Consider the following 20,015-nt stretch of genomic DNA (forward strand, 5'->3'; position numbering starts at 1 on the left):
AATCTATGATTAAATAACACTTATTGTTTTATAATAAATTTTTAGGAGCTTTTAGATGACAGTCTATTCATATGAATATTTTAAAAATCTAGCAGAGACCAATATTAATTATTATCATGTCTTCTATGCAATTGCAGGGGTTGCTTTTGTAATCTTACTTTTTTTGCGTCTTCGTTCACATATTGCGGGACGTCATAGGGACTTGTTAATTATTATTGGTTTATCTTTTTTCATTATTTCAGGTATTCAATACTCAAATTACACAAATGGTAAGACAAGTACTAACAATGCCAAGAATATGATAACATTCCTGGATTCTGTAAGTGATAACATGCATAGCAATATTAATAATGTCTATGTAAATCAGACTTCAATGAAAGAAGGGATGGTAATAAAAGTAAATGATAAGTTTTATAAAGTGACCTTTAATAATGACTACTCTTCATATTTACTTGATGAAACATATTTACTACAAAGAGGGGAGCTAGATATCAAATGAATTATTATGAAACTTTCCTAAAGCTAGCAATCGGTATGATAGGGTTAATCGTCCAAATAAATCTTTTTGGTAAGGGAAATCTTGCTCCTAATAATGCCATTGACCTTATTCAAAATTACATCTTAGGTGGTATCATCGGTGCAGTTATTTATAATCCAGATATTACGGCATTCCAATTTGTCCTTGTACTGATGATTTGGACTCTCATTGTTTTCTTATTTAAGTACGCTAAAGACCATAGCTATATTATAAAAAATATAATTGATGGTCGACCTGTTATTTTGATTGAAGATGGTAAAATCAAAGTTGACGAGGCAATGCGACTAGGGCTTGCGGCAGATGATTTAATGCTTCAATTAAGACAAAGTGGTGTAACTAACTTAGAACAAGTCCATTACGCAATAAGAGAGCAAAATGGTCAAATTACTTTAATCAAGTATGATGATAATGACTTCTACTTACCTGTCATTACTAATGGAAATGTAAATAATCATGTCTTACAACTTATAGGTCGTGATAGGGATTGGATTGAATATGAAATGAAAAGGCAGATGGTAAAATTACGAAATGTTTATCTTGCTGAGTACATTGATGGAGAAGTAAGTTTTACTCTATACAAAGATACATTAAAACACGATCTGTGGTTAAAACAGAATGCTCGACTAAAGGAAAAGAAAGAAGCTATTCTTGATGAAGCAAAGCAGATACTCGAAGATGATTAAAAAACAAAAAGAATTGTAGGAGTAATTTACAATTCTTTTTGTTTTTCATTTATGTTTACATTGAAATTTACAATAATGTAAACTTATTTTATTTCTTCAATAAGTAATTTTGCTACTGCGCGTGGAGAAAATGGATTTTGACCAGTAATCAACCTTTGGTCATATACTGCAAATTCCTTATAGGCTCTTTTTTTCTGGAAATTAGCACCATGTTTAGTCGCAACTTCTTCATTTAAAAATGGTACGATTGATTTTTTGCCAGCTAAAACTTCTTCAGAAGTTGTAAATCCAGTGATTTTTTTACCTTTAATAAGATATTCATCATTTTCATCTTTAATATTTAGAAGACCAGCAATTCCATGACAGACTGAAGTTATATAGCCACCATCATTGTAAATTGATAAGGCAATCTCCTGTAATTCATGGTTATTTGGAAAATCCCACATTACACCATGGCCACCAGTATAGTAAATGACAAAATAATCAGATGGATTAATATCAGATGGTTTAAGGGAGTTAGTAAGTGCTCGCTTTTGAAAATCAGGTCTTTCATAATATGAAAGAATAGAATCATCAACATATTTCATACTTCGAGGGTCTAAAGGTACAAATCCTCCTTTGGGGCTGACATAGTCTACTTCAATTCCTTCATTTTCTAATTCTTCAATGAATTCGGTAGCTTCACCCAACCATAAACCAGTGGCTTCAGCAGTTTCCCCGTAACGAGTTTCATTTGTTAAAACAATTAAGGCTTTTTTCATTTTTTATCCCTTTTTCTAATAACTTCTTTTATATCATTAATAAACATTTCCATCTTGTCAATCTCAACAAAATCGTGAGAAAGAAAATAGTAATTTTTAGTACCAACACGAGAGTAATCAACGACATGTGCATCTTTTAAAATCTTTAAATGATGTGAGATAGCAGGACGCGATAGTTGAGTAACCTCAGTTAGATCATTTACACGTAAACCATCACATGCCTTATCTTCCAAAAGTGCTAGAATAATAGCCTGTCTTTTTTCATGTCCTACTGCTACCAGGAATTCCCTTAGTCCGTCAAAATCCTTTTTAAGTTTTTTTAAGTCTTCCATAATTACCTCTTAATTTAATTGGTTGATATTTTTAAACCATTTAATCATATACTAACTTAACTGTCAATTTATAAGATTTTGAGAATATAGATAATCTTTCATATGCTATAATTGACAGTGCGAAAGGTGGTGAATTTAGATGGAAATCAATAAAATCTTGTCAGAAATTCCTTCAAGTGAAAGTTGGAAGGTAATTGAAGAGATAAAATATGGTTGGTCAGAAGATAGAAAATTCTATGTTGAAACCGAGGATATGCAAAAGTTGTTAGTTAGGTTAATACCAATTAGCTATGAAGAAATTTATAATGATACGAAAATTCAATACGAATTTATCAAAGAATGTAATAAACTTGATATCAAAGCGTGTAAAGCTATTGATTTTGAAAAAGTTAACGATGAACCATATCTTTATATGATATTATCATATGTTGAAGGTGAGCCATTAGAGAACATGCTGACAAATTTATCAAATGAAGAACAGTATCATTGTGGTAGTCAAGCAGGTAGAAGTTTACGAAAAATCCATGATTTAGATTATGGAGAGCAATTTGATGGTAAGGCAAAATTACAGAGATATTTTGATAGAAAAAAGATGCAACTGGAAAACTATACTAAGTCTGAATTACGCCTTGAAAACGATGAGGAAATAATAGAATTTGTATCTAAAACCTTACCTGATGTAATTTATAGACCAACTACGTTTTTACATGGAGATTATCATCTCGGTAATCTTATATATACACCAAATGGAGATGTTGGAGTGATTGATTTTAATGCCTCCGAATTGGGCGATAGATATGAGGATTTTTACAGGTTAGAGATCTTATTTGGGAGTAAATTTTTTATTAGAGGGTTGATAGACGCTTATTTTGAAATAGAAAAAGAAATACCAGACGAATTTTGGAAAATGTTTAAATTCTATAATTTACATGCTGCTTTGTGTGCAATATTATGGGCCAATAATTATTCTAGTGAAGAAGCTGAGAAGATGTCTAAGCGTTCAATACGAACATTAGAACACTATGAACACGGCAAATTATTAATTCCATCATGGTATGAAAGGAAAGAGTAGATGCAAAAAATAGCAATACTTTCTGATGTGCATGGAAATGTCACTGCTTTACAAGAAGTTGTCAATGATGTAAAGAAAGAAAAGTGCACTGAAACATGGTACATAGGAGATTTGATGAGGCCAGGCCCTGGTGTCAATGATTTAATTGATCTTCTTAAATCAATAAATATGACTGCTTTTGTTCGCGGAAACTGGGACGATGTAGTTCTTGATTCTCTAAAAGGAATATCTCAAGGAAAGAAAATTTCTCCTGATAATCCTGAAATTGTATATGTGACTATTTTAAATAAATATGTTTTAGAAAATATCAGTCCTGAAAACTTAAAGCTTCTGGAAGATACCAAATTAAGAGAGGTTAAAGAAATTGAGGGTTTGAAGATTTCTTTAACACATAATTTACCACAGGATGCTTATGGAGGGGATCTTTGGATTACAAATCCAACTGAAAATTTTGATAAGCTATTTACAAATGAGGAAGGACAAATTGATGAGGATATTGATATTGCAGTGATTGGTCATACCCATCGTCAACTTATGAGATATTCTACCAAGGAACAATTGATAATAAATCCTGGGTCTGTTGGAATGCCTTTTTCCCGTCGTGAGAAGTTTCAAGAGAATTTGGATGCTAATTATACAATTTTAGAGATTGAAAACGGTAAAATTTGTGGTGTAAATTTCAAGAGGGTTCCTTATGACCATGATATTGAACTTGAACTGGCAAAGGAGAGAAATCTGCCTTATAATGAGTTGTACAAATTACAGATGGAGACTGGTGAACCTCATATCCACGATGTTGATATGCTAATTGATGTCAATGAAAAATATGGATATAGGGAGCAAGTTGTAGATTTTTTGGATGATTTGAATTTAGATGATTGAGGTGTGGATTAATATATGAAACATAAGATAGCAATTCTTTCTGATGTTCATGGTAATGTAACTGCTTTACAGGAAGTTGTCAATGATGTAAAGAAAGAAGGCTGTACAGAATCGTGGTATATGGGTGATTTGATAATGCCTGGCTCTGGTACAGATGATTTACTCAGTTTGTTGAAGGAGATAAATACGACAACATATGTTTTAGGAAATTGGGATTCTTATTTATTTGAGAGTGATGAACCTGATAGATATGACGATCCTCAGTATGTATATTTTTCGACATTAATTGATTATGTAAAACAAAATATGAATACTGAAGGCATTGATTTTATTAGGTCATGGCCCATGCAAGTCATTAAACATGTTGGTCCATTGACTATTTCTCTTAGTCATAATCTGCCAGATAAAAATTATGGTCATGATTTGAGACCAATGAATAACACTGAAAACTTTGAAGAGTTATTTACTGCAGATGATTCAATTGATATAGCAATTGTTGGTCATACACATAGACAATTTATGCGTCCTACTACGGGAGGTCAGATAGTTTTAAATCCAGGTGCTGTCGGGCAACCATTTTCGGATCGAGCAAAATTGTTTTCTGATTTAAGATCTAGGTATTTAATTCTTGAAATTGATGAAACAGGTCTTGCTGATGTAGACTTTAGACGTGTACAATATGATCGTCATGCTGAATTTGAACTTGCTAAAACACGGAAGTTACCTTATATTGAATTATATGCAAAGCAAATGGATACTGGGATTACTTATACCCATGATCGTGATGTATTAAAAGAGCTTAATGACAAGCATGGTTATAGTTCATTTGAATAAAAAAATATTAATTTAGGAGATGAAAAGAAATGAATAAGGAAGAATTACAAGCAAGGATTCGCAAGGAATTGAAGATGCCATATTTTAAGGCACAGGTTTCTGACGATATTGATTTTACAGAGGATGAATATCAAGAATTTAAGAATAATTTGATTTCTTATTATAAGGACTATGTTCAAGATATTGATATTGATTTTCAAGGTGGGCTTGAGGGATAAGTGTATAAAAGTAGGTTAAAATTTTGATCAATTTGCTTTTTCTTTTTAGATTTCTCTTTTTTAGAGAAATTTTTTTATTTTTTTTATTGTATTAAGCTTAATAACATAGTAAAATATAATTAACGAACTTTATGATGAATCTAAGATAACTTTGTTCGGATTTTATGGAGATTAAAAAGAATATTGATGTATTATTTTAAATTTTCAGACCATTTTGAATAATATTTGATTGTTTTCGTTAATAGGTTAAAAAGTAAGAAGGAGTACCATATATAAAATAATTTAGTAAAGTAGAATTACTAGTATATAGTAGGATGGAGATAGTAAATTTATTATATTTTAATAGTTTACTAAAAGTGATTGAAGTTAATTTTTGAAAAATAGAGGAGAAATTCAAAAAATGAAAGCAAAAAAATTATTTGCAACTAGTATGGTAGCTTTTGCTGCTGCTGCACTTTTGATTGGTTGTGGTTCTAAGGAATCAAAAACTAAAGAATCTGATTCAGGTTCTAAAGCACTTGATGAATTAAACGTAATGTTTGTACCTTCTAAGAATCCTGATGATATTGTTGCAGCAACTAAACCTTTAAGTGGTCTGCTTCAAGAAGAATTGAAAAAAGAAGGTGTTGAAGTTAAGAACGTTAAAATCTCTGTTGGTACTGACTTCCAAGCAGTAGGTGAAGCTTTAAGTTCTGGTTCTGCTGATGTAGGTTACGGAGTTCCTGGTGGAACTTATGCAGTATATAAAGATGAAACAGAAGTTATCTTAACTGCAACTCGTGCTGGATTAAATAAAGATAGTGATAAAGCTAAGGATTGGAATGACGGTAAACCAACAGAAAAATTAACTGATAAAGTAGCTAAATCATATCGCTCACTTTTAATTGCTGGTCCTTCTGCTAAAGGTCAAGAATTAGCTAAAAAAGTTAATGCTGGTGAAGATTTAACTTGGGATGATTTAAACGGCGCTAACTGGGGTCTTGCAGCACCAACTTCATCTGCTGGATATATTTACCCATCTCTATGGCTAAATGATAATGTAAAACATAATATTACTGAACTAAAATCAACAGTTCAAAATGATTCTTATGGTTCTGGATTTGCTCGTCTAGCTTCTGGACAAATTGATGTTTTACCAGTTTACGCTGATGCTCGTTCTGACTTTGCTGATGCTTGGACTAAAGAATATGGTAAAAAAGATATTTGGACTGAAACAAACGTAATTGGTGTTACTGTTCCTATCTACAACGATGCAATCTTGGTTTCTAAAAAATCTGATAAGATGGATGACAAGGTAAAAGAAGCATTACAAAATGCTCTAATCAACATGGCTAAAACTGATGAAGGTAAAAAAGTAATTGCTGTTTACTCACATTCAGGTTATGAAAAAGCTACAGATTCTGATTATGATACTGAAGTTAAAGCACAAGAGCTTATGAAATCACAAACTAAAAAATAAGAAAATTTGAGTTGATATAGACTGGGCATACAGCTCAGTCTATATTTTGCCTATTAAAGGAGTACATATATATGATTAAAATGGAACATGTTTCCAAAGTCTACCCTAATGGAACTGTCGGGTTAGATGATATTAATTTAGAAATTGAGCAAGGAGAATTTGTTGCAATTATTGGAACGAGTGGTGCTGGTAAATCAACATTAATTCGTACAATAAATCGCCTTACAGATATTACAAGTGGAAATTTAACTGTAAATGGAACAGATATTACAAAATTAAAACGTAAAGAATTACGTCAATTTCGTAGATCAGTAGGAATGATTTTTCAATCATATAATTTGGTTCCACGTATTTCAGTTATTAAAAATGTTTTGAACTCACGTGTTGCTGAAATGAATTTTTTACAAGTTTTATTTGCACAATTTTCTAAAGAAGATAAGAAGATGGCTTTGGAATCTTTAAATCGTGTAGGAATCTTAGATAAAGCGTATATACGTACTGATGAGTTATCAGGAGGACAACAACAACGTGTTTCTCTTGCTCGTACTTTAGCACAAGATCCACAAGTCTTACTTGCTGATGAACCAGTAGCAGCACTTGACCCAGTAACTGCTAATGAAGTCATGGATAATTTTAAGAAAATTAATAAGGAATTAAATAAAACAGTTCTGATTAATATTCACCACGTTGATTTAGCTCTAAAATATGCTGATAGAATTATCGCAATCCGCAAAGGGAAAATTGTTTTTGATGGTCCAAGTGATCAAGTAACACAGGATATTCTTGATGATATTTATCAAAAAGAGGATGGCGGTAAAAATGGCAAAGCATAGAGGGTTCATTCAACCTAAAGAATGGGTACTTGAGGATGGATCAGTCGTTGAGGAAAAAAGATCATATACTCTACTTTATCTATTGTTCTTCTTGGCTTTGATTATATTCTCTCTTTACATTGTTCAGTTTGATTTTAAAAAGGTAATAAAAAATTTCGGAAATTTTTGGACTATGTTATTTTCCATGTTTCCACCCAATTGGGATTATTTAGGAGCAATAAAGAAACCATTATTTGATACAATAAAGATGAGTTTGTTAGGATCATTTTTAGGTAGTATTACAGCCGTTCCATTTGCCTTTTTAGCAGCAAATAATATTGTAAATAATAAATTTATTAATGGAATTGTTCGTTTTGTATTTACAGTCTTACGTACTTTACCTACATTAGTAACGGCCCTTATTGCAACGTACATATGGGGATTAGGAACTTTTGCTGGTACAGTCGCGATATTTATATTCTCATTTTCTTACATTGGTAAGCAATTATTTGAACAGATTGAAACAGTAGATATGGGACCATTTGAAGCAGTAGAAGCTTTAGGTGCTAGCAGATCAAAAGCGATTGTAGCTACTATATTTCCACAATTAATGCCTATGTATATTTCAACTACTCTCTTTAACTTTGAAGGTAATGTACGTTATGCTGCGATTCTTGGTTATGTTGGAGCAGGAGGAATCGGTATCATTCTTAATGAGAATATTGGATTCCGTGATTACACAAATGTTGGAATGATTTTGATTGTTCTTTTTGTAGCTGTTACATTAATAGAGCAATTTAGTCAATTTGTTCGTAACAAATTATCTTAGGTCAATTGAAGGAGAAAAAATGGAAGTAAAAAATAAAAATAATTCAATTGTCCAAATGTTGGAGCAAGAAAAAAGTAATAAAAAGTACTACATCATGATTGCTGTTGCAGTAGTTGCAGCACTTATCTGGTCAATGTCTGTAATTGAAGTGAAACCATTATCTAAAGAAGGTATTGTTATTGCTAAAAATATTTTCAGAGGTATTTTTCATCCTAGTATGGATTTTCTTTTCAATTTTACTAGACAGGGTGTGCCTTTCTTGCTGCTAGAAACTATAGCAATTGCAGTTTTAGGAACACTTTTTGGATCAATTTTGGCTCTGCCTTTAGCATTCTTATCTGCAACCAATATTGTTCCTCGTCCGATTGCTGTTGTTATGCGATTTATTAATATGGCGATTCGTACAGTACCACCTTTTGTATATGGTTTAATGTTTATTCGTGTTACAGGACCAGGTGCATCGGCTGGTGTACTTACCTTGGCTGTTGTTTCAATTGGTATGATTGCTAAAATGTTTACTGAAACAATTGAAGATTTGGATCAAGGAATAATCGAATCGATGGAAGCATCAGGTGCTAGTCTTTTCCAAAAGATTCGTTTTGGGGTTATTCCACAATTAAAGGCAGATTTTTTATCATTGCTACTTTATCGTTTCGATATGAACCTTCGTGATGCAACCATCTTAGGTTTAGTAGGAGCAGGTGGTATTGGAGCACCATTGATATTTGCAATGAATTCATATAGATGGAATCAGGTTGGTGCAATTTTAATAGGACTATTCCTCTTAATTTTTGTAGTAGAAGCAATTTCATCAAGAATTCGTCGTTATCTACTTCATGGTAAATAGTTATAAAAAGCAATCATAGTTTAAAAAACTGTGATTGCTTTTTTTATACCAGTGTTAATTATTATTGATTTTTATATCATATTTATTTTAATATGTTCTTCGAAATCAATATTTATTTGATTAATATTATAATGCAAAATTTTTTTCCAAAATAAAAACTCATTGAATTTTACTCAATGAGTTGGATTTATTTATATTTATCGAAACTTCTGTAAAAAGGAAGGATATTAATGTCCAGCTTCCTCTCCATTATGAATTTTTTTCACTTCAGTAGGTTCGGTTACTTCAATCTTTTTATCAGTAGAAATTTTTTGATTTTGGTTAATTTTATTTTCCTTTTCTGCCGCTGCTTGGTTGTTAATAGCTTTGACAATATCAGTATTAGCATTGTGTTGGGCCATTGAACTAGTTATTAATTGGGCAAAATCAATTCCAGTAGTTTCTTTAATTGTGGCAAATGTCCTTGCCATTCCAGCTTCACCTAAATCATGAACACCATCTCCACCGCCAAAGCTTACTATTTTATCAATGTTACTAATTGGTGCATTAACTTCTCTTGCAATAGCAGGTAAAACTTTGATGAATTCCATCAAGATACCTGATTCATTAAGTTTTTGAAGAGCAACAGCCATCTGTTCTTTACTGTCAGCTTCGGCTTTACCGATTTTAGCAACTTTCTCAGCCTCAGCATCCCCTAATTTTTCAATTCTAGTAGCTTCAGCAATAGCAGCAAGTTCAACCTTTTTAGCATCAGCTTCAGCTTGTGCAATTTCACGAGACTTAGCAGCCTCGGCTTCCTGGATAGCTACATAGCGTTTGGCATCAGCTTCTTTACGAAGTGTTGCATTAAGTTCTTTTTCTCTTAGTTCCGCTTGTTTTTCTTGAATTTCAATATTTTTTCTTTGTTCAATAATATGAACTTCCATTTGTTCTGCTTTAGCAATCTGGTCAGCTTGAGCCTTAGCAACTTCTTGCTCTTTAATAGCATTTGCTCGAGCTATTTCTTCTTCTTTATTGTATTCAGAATCTTTTAATGCTTGGTTTTTACGTGCTTCAGCAATTTCAATTTGACGTCTAATTTCTTCATGTTGAGCAAGTTGTTCGTTTTCAGCTTGTTTGATACGAGTTTCACGCTTAGCATTTGATTCAGCAACCTCGGCATCTTTTTTAATTTCAGCGATTTGAGGACGACCAAGAGCGTCTAGATAACCATTGCTATCACTTACATCTTTTATTGTAAATGAAACAATTTCTAATCCCATTTTTCTAAGGTCGGTTGAAGCTACTGTTTGAACTTTTTCAGCGAAGTCATCTCTGTTTTTGTAGATGTCTTCTACTGTCATAGTACCAAGAATAGCACGTAAATGTCCTTCTAGAACTTCTCGTGCTTCATCTTCTAGCTCCTCAGTTGACTTACCAAGATATTGCTCAGCTGCAGTTTTAATAGCATCTTCGCTGTTACCTACTTTTACAAGAACTGTAGCACTTGCTTTGATAGGAACACCTTGTTCAGTGTATACTTCAGGAGTTCCAATTTCTAACTTATGAGTTAACAGGCTAAGAGTGTGCGATTGCTGAAAGATAGGAAGGACGAAAGTTCCTCCATTTTTAATTATTTTAATTCCTTCATTGTTTTTACCTAAATTTGTACCTGTTACAATCAATGCTTCATCAGGTTTTCCATTCTTATAAGTAATTGCAAGAAATATGCCTAGTAAAACAATGAGCACAAAAATTACGATAATTATTATTAGAATTGTTGACATGAAATTCTCCTTTTTAATTTTAAATATTTTTATTTTTAATAACTAGTGCATTGCCGTTATCATCAAAGTCAATGATTATTACTGGTGAATTTTTAGGAAGTTCTATCTGGTTTTCAATGTCTTCCTTCTTATATAGCTTAGCTGGACGAATAGAAGTACCATTTGAAGAATTAATTAAAACTTCCCCAACATGTTCAAATCCAACTTTTTCACTTAATGTACCTAAAAGATAGTCTCTCTTATCAGGGACATTTGAAATATTATTATCTGTAAATTTATTGAAAAGCTTCATGAATGGAAGCAAGACAATGGAAAATAATATGTATAAACAAAATATAAAAATAAAGAATACTATTATGGCAACCAATATCTTTATGAATGAATTATCTAGACTATTATAGGATTCTATTATTTTTTTAATACTATCCATATATGGGATCTCTTTCTAAATATTTTCTTGGTGTAATTATATCATATAAAATTGAATATCTTAAAAAATAATTACAAATTATAGAAAACATTTTTAATAAATTATTATATATAAAAAAACAGCTACTAATAATAGCTGTTTTTAAGTTTGTACTTTATATCATATAAAATTAAGCTTTTTTTTCTGCGATATAGTCAACAACATTGCCAATTGTAATTATACGATCAGCATCCTCATCTGAAATTTCAATATCAAATTCATCTTCAAGGGCTAGAGTAAATTCCATGATTGAGATAGAATCAGCATGAAGATCATCTACAATATCAGTTTCAAGTGTAATCTGATCTGGTTCAATTTCTAAGCTTTCAGCCAATGTATCTTTGATTTGGTTAAAAATTTCTTCTTTAGTCATTTGTTTGTGTTTCACTTTCTTTTTGATAATAATCTACAAGTTGTCCAACAACATTGCTTTCAAGCATTCTGTTGATTTGTTTAATTGTTGAATAAATAGCCTGTTCTTTTGAAGAACCATGTGATTTGATAACTGGAGCTTTGACACCAAATAGCACAGCACCACCAGCCTTTTCATAATCCATTTTATCCTTCAAACCAAGCAGTCCATTTTTTAAGAGAAGAGCACCAGCTTTACCTCTAAGACCACTTTCAGTAATTGCTTCTTTTAATAACTTCATCATATTTGATGCAGTGCCCTCAATTGTTTTAAGCACAGCATTTCCTGTGAATCCATCAGTAACAACAACATCAGCAACCCCATCAAGAAGATCACGTGCTTCTATGTTACCGATGAAATTAATCGTTTCATCAGCTTCTAGAAGTTTGAAAGCTTCCTTGGTTAGAGTAGTCCCTTTTCCAGGTTCTGTCCCGTTATTAAGTAGACCTACTCGTGGATTTTCAATACCACGAATGTTTTTAGCATAGAAGGTACCAAGAGTTCCATAGTTGAGGAGATGTTTTGCTGTATTTTCAGCATTGGCACCAAGGTCAAGCATATCGAAACCAGTCCCATCAATTGTAGGTAAGGTTGAAAGTAACGCTGGTCTTTCAACTTGTTTAATTCGTCCAATGACAAATAGACCACTTGCTAATAAAGCACCTGTGTTCCCAGCAGATAGTAAAGCATCTGCATCGCCGTCTTTCACAGCTTGGGCAGCACGAACCATGCTCGAATCTTTTTTCTTACGAATTGCTTTAACAGGTTCATCAGTACCCTCTATTTTTTGGGTAGTATGAATGATAGAAATATTTTTATTTTCACCGTCAAGGCATTCTTTGATTTTTGCTTCATCTCCAAAGAGAATGAATTCAAGATTTGGAAAATCTTTACTGGCAAGCTTCACCCCATCTACAATAGCTTTAGGAGCGAAATCACCACCCATTGCATCAACTGCAATTTTCATATATATTCCTCTTATATAGTTTATATTTTAATGCAAGAATAATCCTACATATTATTTCTTATATATACATCGAATAAAATTGTATCACAAATGTATTATTTTTTCAATTTCATCGATTACAGCACCAGTGTCATGATGCCCGATTATATTTTCACTAACGCTTTTAACTTTTTCACGAGCATTGTCAACTGCATAGGAATGCCCTGCATACTCAAGCATCTCTAAATCATTATGATTATCGCCAAAAGCTGCGATTTCATCAGGTCCTATATTTAATTTTTCAGCTAACTTTTCAAGTCCTGTAGCTTTATTTATATGGCTAGGGATAATATCGAGTCCTTCAAAGCCAGTAGTAACAGCGCGATAATCACCAATCCTAGAGTTAAGCCAAGATTCAAACTCTAAAATATAGTCAGCCGGTAAATTTGCACTCAGCTTCAATATTTTGTCATCAACCTCATCAAGACTTTTAATAATATTGAGATTTGAATAGTAGATTTTTGATTTCTCTAAGTAATCAGGGTCTGAGTTTTCGAAAATGTAAAAGCCTTTTTCACCTGACAAGAGGATTTTTTGTCCTATAAATCTTTCATTTTGAGAAACTAAGTCAAGAATTTTTTTTACATCATCCATTGACATAACTTCTTCAAAAAGAATTTCATCATTGTAAGTTACAATTGCCCCATTCTCTGCTACAAAAGCCATTTGATCTTTGAAATCAGAAAATACATTTTGTAGGGAAAGTAGCTGTCTTCCACTTGCAGCAGCAAAAACAATCCCTTTTTTATTTAGTTGATCGAGCACTTTTGAAAAATGTTCTTTATCGTAGGTACTTGCGGCATTTAGAAATGTTCCATCCATATCTGTTGCGATTAATTTTATCAATTATTCACTCCTATCCATGTTTGTTAAAATAAGAAACTCATCAATTTGGAGTTGATGAGGATCTTTTTATTTATTTGTTTAAGTATTAGTTATTCCAAAGTTCTTTTACTTTTGCTTGAACTTCATCATTTTCAAGGAACTCGTCATATGTTTCATCTATTCTATCAATAACACCATTCTTAGAAAGAACAACAATATGATTAGCTAGTGTTTCTATAAACTCATGGTCATGACTGGCAAAAAGGATACTTCCTTTGAATGCTTTTAATCCATCATTTAGTGCTGAAATTGACTCAAGGTCTAAGTGGTTTGTTGGATCATCAAGAACAAGGACATTTGACTTAAGTAACATAAGTTTACTTAACATTACACGTACTTTTTCTCCCCCTGAAAGAACGTTAACTGATTTATTAACTTCTTCCCCAGAGAATAGCATACGTCCGAGGAAACCTCGTAAGAATGTGTTGTCGTCTTCTTCCTTGCTTGCGAATTGACGTAACCAGTCAAGTATAGTTTCTCCTCCAGCAAAATCACGCGTATTATCTTTTGGAAGATAAGATTGGCTTGTAGTAACACCCCATTTAACTTCACCAGTGTACTCAATATCATTCATAAGAGCACGCATTAGAGTAGTAGTTTGGATATCATTTTGACCGATAAAGGCAACTTTATCGCCTGGTTTAAGGATAAAGTTGATATTATCAAGAATTACTTCACCATCAATTTCAACTCGTAAGTCTTTAACTGAAAGAAGATCATTACCAATTTCGCGTTCAGGTTTGAATCCGATAAATGGATATTTACGGCTACTTGGAACAATTTCTTCAAGTTCAATTTTATCAAGCATTTTCTTACGAGATGTTGCTTGTTTTGATTTAGAGGCGTTGGCAGAGAATCTTGCAACGAAATCTTGAAGTTCTTTAATTTTTTCTTCAGCCTTACGGTTTTGATCACCTTGAAGGCGAAGTGCAAGTTCACTTGATTCTTTCCAGAAGTCATAGTTACCAACGAAAAGTTTAATTTTTCCAAAGTCAAGGTCGGCCATATGTGTACAAACTTTATTTAAAAAGTGACGGTCATGGGATACGACAATAACAGTATTTTCAAAGTTTATCAAAAACTCTTCTAACCAGTTGATAGCTTGAATATCTAATCCATTTGTTGGTTCATCTAGTAGTAAAACATCTGGTTTACCAAATAGAGCTTTAGCAAGTAGTACCTTAACGTGTTCCCCAGCTGTTAGGTTGGCCATTAAATCAGAATGTTGGCTAGCTGGAATACCAAGGTTTTGTAAAAGTGAAGCAGCTTCACCTTCAGCCTCATAACCACCCATTTCACCAAACTGTGCTTCAAGTTCAGCAGCATGCATGAAATCATCATCAGTTGAATCAGGATTCATGTAGATAGCATCTTTTTCTTCTGCAATCTTAGCAAGAACTTCATTACCTGACATTACAACTTCAAGTGGAGTTTGTTCTTCATAGTCAAAGTGATTTTGACGAAGAACTGAAAGACGTTCATCTGTACCAAGTGAAACATGACCTGTTGAAGGTTCAATATCACCAGCTAAAATTTTTAAAAATGTTGATTTACCTGCACCGTTGGCACCAATAAGTCCGTAACAATTTCCGGGTGTAAATTTGATGTTTACTTCATCAAAAAGTTTACGGTCTGAAAATTGTAAGCTAATATCGTTAACTGTAAGCATTTTTTCTCCTATAAATATGTATATATACCACCATTTTACAAGTTTTTTAATAAAAAGTAAACGTTTGGGAACTTTTAGCTACCTTTTATGAATTCTTACATTTTTGTAAGTGCCACTTTAATTCAGTATGATATAATGATAGTATGAAAAAATTAGAAACAATTTTCACTGAGAATCGTGGGGTTAATTTTTTAGCCCGTACAGCGTTATACTTTGTAATTTTACTTGGTTTGCTGTATCTATATCACTATTCAGGTATAGGCCAAGGTGGCTTTATGTACAATGAATTTTAGAAGGAAATAACACTATGTTAACAAACATTATTAAGACAATTGATGGACATAATAAAGATGCACTAGCATATGACTACCTAGGAGAGTTACATACATATGCAGAATTAAAAGAAAAGTCTGATCAATTGGCTGCATATTTAATTGAACAAAATCTTCCTGATAAGGCAGCAATTATGGTTTATGGAGGACATGAATTCGAGATGATAGTAGCATTTCTTGCTTCTGTCAAAAGTGGTCATGCCTACATTCCTGTGGATGTTAATTCATCAAATGATCGTATAGAGGGAATTGTGGAAGTAGCAAAACCAGCAGCACTTATAGCTGTCAATGAGCTTCCAATTGAAATTGATGTTCCTGTTATTAAACTTGATGATAATATCTTTACAGGCACTGTAGAATTAGATGAGTCACTTCAAGTAAAAGGTGACGAGACATATTACATTATCTTCACTAGCGGAACAACGGGTAAACCTAAAGGTGTTCAAATAAGTCATGATAATCTTTTGAGCTTTACCAATTGGATGCTTGAAGATTTTGATTTGAAAAAAGAACCAATCACATTAGCCCAACCTCCATACTCATTTGATTTATCCGTAATGGAATGGGCACCAACATTAGCTCTTGGAGGCTGCTTAAAGGCCCTTCCAAAAGAAGTTGCGGATGACTTTGCTCAATTGTTTGATGTCTTACCGAAAATGAATTTAGAAGTTTGGGTCTCAACACCATCATTTTCAGAAGTGGCAATGCTTAGCCCAGAATTTAATCAAGAAAATTATCCTGAATTAAAGCATTTCCTTTTCTGTGGTGAGGAATTAACAGTTGGAACTGCAAAGAAACTTAAGGAAAGATTCCCTCAGGCACAAATTTTTAATACTTATGGACCAACTGAAGCAACAGTTGCTGTTACTCGTGTTGAGATTACAAATGATTTAATTGAATCAAGCGATCGTTTGCCTATTGGATATGTAAAACCTAATACAACAATACATATAGTTGATGGTGAGATTGTAATTGCTGGACCGAGTGTTTCTAAAGGATATATGAATAATCCTGAGAAAACAGCGGAAGCATTCTATGAAGTTGATGGGGAACCAGCATACCGTACTGGTGACTTAGGAAAATTTGATGAAAATGGTCTTCTTCATTATGGAGGAAGAAAAGATTTCCAAATTAAACTTCACGGCTATCGTATTGAGCTTGAAGAAGTGAATCACTTCTTGAACCTTTCAAAATATGTAAAATCAGCAGTTGCTGTACCAAAATATGGAGCAGATCATAAAGTTCAGGCTATGGTTGCTTATGTAGTGCCAAAAGAACATGAGTTTGAGAAAAATATTCAATTAACAAATGCAATTAAAGCTGAGTTAAATGAAATTATGATGCCATATATGGTTCCTAGTCGTTTTAAATATGTAGATAGTCTACCAATTTCTCCTAATGGGAAAATTGATATTAAAGCTGTGATTGCTGAGGTGAATAAATAATGATGGATTTTTTACATAAGATACCGAACTTGGACGCTTATGGGAATCCACAGTATTTTGTTTATCTAGCTATTGCACTAATACCTATAGTTGTAGCTATGTATCATCAGAAAAGATTACATGTATATGAAGCTTTAGTTCAATTTGGTTTTATCTTTGTAATGTTTACTGGGGTAAAATGGCAACAGGGTATGGCTTTACTTGCATATATAGCGTGGGAGTTTATAATAGTTGGTGGGTACATGACATATAGAAAGAATGCTAATAATAGTATTGTTTTCTATGTCATGACATTCCTATCTTTGTTACCTTTGCTTATGGTTAAGCTTACACCTGCATTTTTTGGTCATAATTCTTTCTTAGGATTCATGGGGATCAGTTACTTAACTTTCCGCGCTACTGGGATGGTAATGACTGCGCGTGATGGTGTGATAAGTGATTTCAAGCCGGCCATGTTTTTTAAGTTTGTATTGTTTATGCCTACTTTTACTAGCGGACCGATTGATAGATATGAGCGCTTCGAAAAAGACTATAACAATATGCCTGACAAGGATGAGTATCTTGATATGCTCCAAAAAGCAGTATGGTATGTTATGCTAGGATTCCTGTACAAATTCCTAATTGCCTATGTCCTAAAAGAGTATTTCCAAATCTATTTGGAGAAAGCAGCCATTGCTAATGGCGGAATTTCTTGGTCATTAATAGGTTATATGTACGTATATGGATTAGACTTGTACTTTGACTTTGCAGGATATTCAATGTTTGCTGTCGCTATATCTTATTTGTTTGGGATTAGATCGCCTATTAACTTCAACCGACCATTTATCTCTAAAAACCTTAAAGATTTTTGGAATAGATGGCATATGAGCTTGAGTTTTTGGTTCCGTGATTTCGTCTTTATGAGATTATCTTTTCTTCTCATGAAGAAAAAGGTATTTAAGAGTCGTGTTACAACTGCAAACGTAGCATATATTTTCAACATGCTTTTAATGGGATTCTGGCATGGAGTTACACGCTTTTATATTGCATATGGACTTTTCCATGGAATTGGACTTGTCATCAATGATGCATGGCTTAGATATAAAAGAAAACATAAGAAAGAGATACCACATAATAAGTTCACAGAAATATTTGCAACCTTTTTAACTTTACAGGTTGTATTTGTAGGATTCCTAATATTCTCAGGAATTCTAGATAAAATATTTTTTAAATAATTAAATTTCGAGAGGAAAAATAAAAATGGAAAATGTAAAAAATGGAATTATTGATATTATGGAAGAAGTTTCGGGAGAAGATGTTTCTTCAATGATGGACGAAAACTTTTACGATAATGGTTTGCTTGATTCAATGGCAACTATTGAAGTATTGATGAGTATTCAGGACGAATTTGGTGTGACAATTCCTGTTTTAGGTTTTGTTCGTGAAGAATGGGACACTCCAAATAAAGTTATCGCTAAGGTTACGGAGATGTTAGGATGAAACTAGTAAAACGCCTGTGGTGGATCTTTGGTCCACTAGTCATCGCAGCAGGTATTTTATTTAGTTTACTGGCTTTTACTAATTCAGATGTAAGGTATTCAGATAAGGTTTTAAATAAGGCAGCTTCATCACTTGAGACACGAGTTTTTAAAGGACGTGCACTAAAAAAAGCGGCCTTTCAAAATAAGGAAAAAAGGTATGTTCCTTTTATGGGTTCAAGTGAATTAACAAGGTTTGATTCATTTCACCCATCAGTTCTTGCTGATAAGTATAAGAGAGATTACACTCCATTTCTTTTAGGATATATGGGTACTCAATCATTAACTCAGTACTCAGCTATGCAACCTATTCAAGATGATATTGCTGGTAAGAAAGTGGTCTTCAGTATTAGTCCTCAATGGTTTGATCCAAAAGGACAAAATAAGGCAGCCTTTCAAACTTTTTATTCAAAAATTCAAGGAATTTATTTCCTGAAAAATGCTACTGATTCTGCAGAAGATAGGTATGCAGCTCAGAGATATTTGGACATGGGAATTCAAGATGATGAGCTTTTCAGACAGGTTGCTAAAGGCCACCCATTGAGTGATAAACAAAAAAGAAAAGTTAGCTTTGATTTGGGAATTTTATCCAATGAAGATCTCTTATTTTCTCGTTTTGACTTAAAAGATAACTATAAGAAAAAGATTATACCTATGGAAAAACCACTTCCAGACACCTATAATTATGAAGAATTGGATCAAATAGCTACAGATCAAGCTAAGAAAAATACTACAAATAATGATTTAGGTATCAAAAATAGTTTTTATAATGAGCGCTTAAGGGCTAATGTTGGTCGATTAAAAGGTGCTCAGGCCCATTTTGATTATACAAGATCAAAAGAATACAATGATTTTCAGTTGGTTCTTGATGAATTTGCCAAACAAAAAGTCGAAGTTCTATTTGTAATTCCGCCTATTAATCAAAAGTGGATTGATTACACAGGTTTAAGCCCTAAAATGTATCAAGATACTGTGAAAAAAATTAAACATCAATTAACTGAACAAGGCTTTAATAATATTGCTGATCTTTCTAATGAGAGTGATAAACCATACTATATGCAAGATACAATCCATATAGGATGGCGTGGATGGCTTGATTTAGATAGATATATTAATCCATTCCTATCTAAAAAATATATTAAGCCTGGATATAAAATTGATAATGATCAATTCTTGTCTAAGGATTGGGCAATGTTAGAACCTGATAAAATTGGACAATCAACTTTGAATACAGAAAATTAAAAGGG

Annotated in this window: 23 protein-coding genes; 15 read left to right on the forward strand and 8 right to left on the reverse strand. The window is 32.8% G+C overall.

Translation table 11 applies throughout. The annotated features are described in order from the left end of the window. Positions 1–55 precede the first annotated feature (55 nt). On the forward strand, positions 56–499 hold the full coding sequence (locus tag BG261_RS08335) for a DUF3290 family protein (RefSeq protein WP_070786894.1): 444 nt from the start codon (positions 56–58) through the stop codon (positions 497–499). After that, positions 496–1,221, forward strand: a complete 726-nt coding sequence (locus BG261_RS08340) for a DUF421 domain-containing protein (protein WP_070792876.1) — start codon at positions 496–498, stop codon at positions 1,219–1,221. The genes BG261_RS08335 and BG261_RS08340 overlap by 4 nt, the downstream gene beginning before the upstream one ends. An 83-nt stretch (positions 1,222–1,304) precedes the next feature. On the opposite strand, the gene BG261_RS08345 is transcribed toward BG261_RS08340, so the two are convergent. Together BG261_RS08345 and BG261_RS08350 are read right to left on the reverse strand one after the other, a co-directional pair. After that, positions 1,305–1,982 (reverse strand): type 1 glutamine amidotransferase domain-containing protein, encoded by a 678-nt coding sequence (locus BG261_RS08345; RefSeq protein WP_070792877.1) that lies wholly within the window; start codon positions 1,980–1,982, stop codon positions 1,305–1,307. Continuing rightward, positions 1,979–2,314, reverse strand: coding sequence for an ArsR/SmtB family transcription factor (locus BG261_RS08350; RefSeq protein WP_070792878.1), 336 nt, complete (start codon positions 2,312–2,314; stop codon positions 1,979–1,981). The genes BG261_RS08345 and BG261_RS08350 overlap by 4 nt, the downstream gene beginning before the upstream one ends. A gap of 139 nt (positions 2,315–2,453) precedes the next feature. Here BG261_RS08350 and BG261_RS08355 point away from each other — a divergent pair, with 139 nt between their 5' ends. From BG261_RS08355 to phnE (BG261_RS08390), 8 genes are all read left to right on the forward strand, one after another. Then, positions 2,454–3,386: an aminoglycoside phosphotransferase family protein gene (locus tag BG261_RS08355; protein ID WP_070792879.1), complete on the forward strand. Its 933-nt coding sequence runs from the start codon at positions 2,454–2,456 to the stop codon at positions 3,384–3,386. Further along, complete coding sequence (locus BG261_RS08360) at positions 3,387–4,268, forward strand: metallophosphoesterase family protein (RefSeq protein WP_070792880.1); 882 nt, start codon at positions 3,387–3,389, stop codon at positions 4,266–4,268. A gap of 15 nt (positions 4,269–4,283) precedes the next feature. Continuing rightward, on the forward strand, positions 4,284–5,102 hold the full coding sequence (locus tag BG261_RS08365; protein ID WP_070792881.1) for a metallophosphoesterase family protein: 819 nt from the start codon (positions 4,284–4,286) through the stop codon (positions 5,100–5,102). A gap of 29 nt (positions 5,103–5,131) precedes the next feature. After that, positions 5,132–5,320, forward strand: coding sequence for a hypothetical protein (locus tag BG261_RS08370; protein WP_070792882.1), 189 nt, complete (start codon positions 5,132–5,134; stop codon positions 5,318–5,320). Between the two features lie 400 nt (positions 5,321–5,720). Then, positions 5,721–6,779, forward strand: a complete 1,059-nt coding sequence (locus tag BG261_RS08375) for a phosphate/phosphite/phosphonate ABC transporter substrate-binding protein (RefSeq protein WP_070792883.1) — start codon at positions 5,721–5,723, stop codon at positions 6,777–6,779. Positions 6,780–6,850: 71 nt separating this feature from the next. Continuing rightward, positions 6,851–7,612 carry a phosphonate ABC transporter ATP-binding protein gene (gene phnC / locus BG261_RS08380; RefSeq protein ID WP_070792884.1) on the forward strand — a complete coding sequence of 254 codons (762 nt, stop codon included), beginning with the start codon at positions 6,851–6,853 and terminating at the stop codon, positions 7,610–7,612. Then, positions 7,599–8,420: a phosphonate ABC transporter, permease protein PhnE gene (gene phnE / locus BG261_RS08385; RefSeq protein ID WP_070792885.1), complete on the forward strand. Its 822-nt coding sequence runs from the start codon at positions 7,599–7,601 to the stop codon at positions 8,418–8,420. Before phnC ends, phnE (BG261_RS08385) begins: the two co-directional genes overlap by 14 nt. 19 nt (positions 8,421–8,439) lie before the next feature. Continuing rightward, positions 8,440–9,267, forward strand: a complete 828-nt coding sequence (phnE, locus tag BG261_RS08390; protein WP_083318311.1) for a phosphonate ABC transporter, permease protein PhnE — start codon at positions 8,440–8,442, stop codon at positions 9,265–9,267. Positions 9,268–9,494: 227 nt separating this feature from the next. Here the strand turns inward: phnE (BG261_RS08390) and BG261_RS08395 are convergent, their stop codons facing one another. The 6 genes from BG261_RS08395 to BG261_RS08420 form a co-directional block, all read right to left on the reverse strand. Next, entirely contained in the window at positions 9,495–11,033 is a 1,539-nt protein-coding gene (locus BG261_RS08395) for a flotillin family protein (RefSeq protein ID WP_083318312.1), read from the reverse strand. A gap of 19 nt (positions 11,034–11,052) precedes the next feature. Beyond that, positions 11,053–11,463: a hypothetical protein gene (locus tag BG261_RS08400; protein WP_070792886.1), complete on the reverse strand. Its 411-nt coding sequence runs from the start codon at positions 11,461–11,463 to the stop codon at positions 11,053–11,055. 169 nt (positions 11,464–11,632) lie between these two features. Then, positions 11,633–11,875, reverse strand: coding sequence for an acyl carrier protein (gene acpP / locus BG261_RS08405; RefSeq protein WP_070792887.1), 243 nt, complete (start codon positions 11,873–11,875; stop codon positions 11,633–11,635). Beyond that, entirely contained in the window at positions 11,868–12,881 is a 1,014-nt protein-coding gene (gene plsX, locus BG261_RS08410) for a phosphate acyltransferase PlsX (protein WP_070792888.1), read from the reverse strand. The genes acpP and plsX overlap by 8 nt, the downstream gene beginning before the upstream one ends. 84 nt (positions 12,882–12,965) lie before the next feature. Further along, positions 12,966–13,766, reverse strand: coding sequence for a Cof-type HAD-IIB family hydrolase (locus tag BG261_RS08415; protein ID WP_233278921.1), 801 nt, complete (start codon positions 13,764–13,766; stop codon positions 12,966–12,968). A gap of 85 nt (positions 13,767–13,851) precedes the next feature. Continuing rightward, entirely contained in the window at positions 13,852–15,474 is a 1,623-nt protein-coding gene (locus BG261_RS08420) for an ABC-F family ATP-binding cassette domain-containing protein (RefSeq protein WP_070786909.1), read from the reverse strand. Between the two features lie 143 nt (positions 15,475–15,617). Between BG261_RS08420 and BG261_RS11175 the strand changes: the two genes are divergently transcribed. The 5 genes from BG261_RS11175 to dltD are packed head-to-tail and all read left to right on the forward strand — an operon-like array spanning position 15,618 to position 20,010. Next, a complete protein-coding gene (locus BG261_RS11175; protein ID WP_075201861.1) occupies positions 15,618–15,767 on the forward strand; it encodes a teichoic acid D-Ala incorporation-associated protein DltX in 150 nt (49 codons plus the stop codon). Between the two features lie 14 nt (positions 15,768–15,781). Further along, positions 15,782–17,251 (forward strand): D-alanine--poly(phosphoribitol) ligase subunit DltA, encoded by a 1,470-nt coding sequence (dltA, locus tag BG261_RS08425; protein WP_070792889.1) that lies wholly within the window; start codon positions 15,782–15,784, stop codon positions 17,249–17,251. Beyond that, entirely contained in the window at positions 17,251–18,465 is a 1,215-nt protein-coding gene (dltB, locus tag BG261_RS08430) for a D-alanyl-lipoteichoic acid biosynthesis protein DltB (protein WP_070792890.1), read from the forward strand. The genes dltA and dltB overlap by 1 nt, the downstream gene beginning before the upstream one ends. A gap of 25 nt (positions 18,466–18,490) precedes the next feature. Then, positions 18,491–18,730, forward strand: a complete 240-nt coding sequence (gene dltC, locus BG261_RS08435) for a D-alanine--poly(phosphoribitol) ligase subunit DltC (RefSeq protein WP_070792891.1) — start codon at positions 18,491–18,493, stop codon at positions 18,728–18,730. Beyond that, complete coding sequence (gene dltD, locus BG261_RS08440; RefSeq protein WP_070792892.1) at positions 18,727–20,010, forward strand: D-alanyl-lipoteichoic acid biosynthesis protein DltD; 1,284 nt, start codon at positions 18,727–18,729, stop codon at positions 20,008–20,010. Before dltC ends, dltD begins: the two co-directional genes overlap by 4 nt. Positions 20,011–20,015 lie beyond the last annotated feature (5 nt).

This window comes from Floricoccus tropicus (assembly GCF_001832905.1).
Classification (GTDB): Bacteria; Bacillota; Bacilli; order Lactobacillales; family Streptococcaceae; genus Floricoccus; species Floricoccus tropicus.

Excerpts from the sequence above, each read along its gene's own strand:
- BG261_RS08335 (WP_070786894.1), top strand. The coding sequence starts at position 56 with ATGACAGTCTATTCATATGAATATTTTAAAAATCTAGCAGAGACCAAT.
- BG261_RS08340 (WP_070792876.1), top strand. The coding sequence starts at position 496 with ATGAATTATTATGAAACTTTCCTAAAGCTAGCAATCGGTATGATAGGG.
- BG261_RS08345 (WP_070792877.1), bottom strand. The coding sequence starts at position 1,982 with ATGAAAAAAGCCTTAATTGTTTTAACAAATGAAACTCGTTACGGGGAA.
- BG261_RS08350 (WP_070792878.1), bottom strand. The coding sequence starts at position 2,314 with ATGGAAGACTTAAAAAAACTTAAAAAGGATTTTGACGGACTAAGGGAA.
- BG261_RS08355 (WP_070792879.1), top strand. The coding sequence starts at position 2,454 with ATGGAAATCAATAAAATCTTGTCAGAAATTCCTTCAAGTGAAAGTTGG.
- BG261_RS08360 (WP_070792880.1), top strand. The coding sequence starts at position 3,387 with ATGCAAAAAATAGCAATACTTTCTGATGTGCATGGAAATGTCACTGCT.
- BG261_RS08365 (WP_070792881.1), top strand. The coding sequence starts at position 4,284 with ATGAAACATAAGATAGCAATTCTTTCTGATGTTCATGGTAATGTAACT.
- BG261_RS08370 (WP_070792882.1), top strand. The coding sequence starts at position 5,132 with ATGAATAAGGAAGAATTACAAGCAAGGATTCGCAAGGAATTGAAGATG.
- BG261_RS08375 (WP_070792883.1), top strand. The coding sequence starts at position 5,721 with ATGAAAGCAAAAAAATTATTTGCAACTAGTATGGTAGCTTTTGCTGCT.
- phnC (WP_070792884.1), top strand. The coding sequence starts at position 6,851 with ATGATTAAAATGGAACATGTTTCCAAAGTCTACCCTAATGGAACTGTC.
- phnE (WP_070792885.1), top strand. The coding sequence starts at position 7,599 with ATGGCAAAGCATAGAGGGTTCATTCAACCTAAAGAATGGGTACTTGAG.
- phnE (WP_083318311.1), top strand. The coding sequence starts at position 8,440 with ATGGAAGTAAAAAATAAAAATAATTCAATTGTCCAAATGTTGGAGCAA.
- BG261_RS08395 (WP_083318312.1), bottom strand. The coding sequence starts at position 11,033 with ATGTCAACAATTCTAATAATAATTATCGTAATTTTTGTGCTCATTGTT.
- BG261_RS08400 (WP_070792886.1), bottom strand. The coding sequence starts at position 11,463 with ATGGATAGTATTAAAAAAATAATAGAATCCTATAATAGTCTAGATAAT.
- acpP (WP_070792887.1), bottom strand. The coding sequence starts at position 11,875 with ATGACTAAAGAAGAAATTTTTAACCAAATCAAAGATACATTGGCTGAA.
- plsX (WP_070792888.1), bottom strand. The coding sequence starts at position 12,881 with ATGAAAATTGCAGTTGATGCAATGGGTGGTGATTTCGCTCCTAAAGCT.
- BG261_RS08420 (WP_070786909.1), bottom strand. The coding sequence starts at position 15,474 with ATGCTTACAGTTAACGATATTAGCTTACAATTTTCAGACCGTAAACTT.
- BG261_RS11175 (WP_075201861.1), top strand. The coding sequence starts at position 15,618 with ATGAAAAAATTAGAAACAATTTTCACTGAGAATCGTGGGGTTAATTTT.
- dltA (WP_070792889.1), top strand. The coding sequence starts at position 15,782 with ATGTTAACAAACATTATTAAGACAATTGATGGACATAATAAAGATGCA.
- dltB (WP_070792890.1), top strand. The coding sequence starts at position 17,251 with ATGATGGATTTTTTACATAAGATACCGAACTTGGACGCTTATGGGAAT.
- dltC (WP_070792891.1), top strand. The coding sequence starts at position 18,491 with ATGGAAAATGTAAAAAATGGAATTATTGATATTATGGAAGAAGTTTCG.
- dltD (WP_070792892.1), top strand. The coding sequence starts at position 18,727 with ATGAAACTAGTAAAACGCCTGTGGTGGATCTTTGGTCCACTAGTCATC.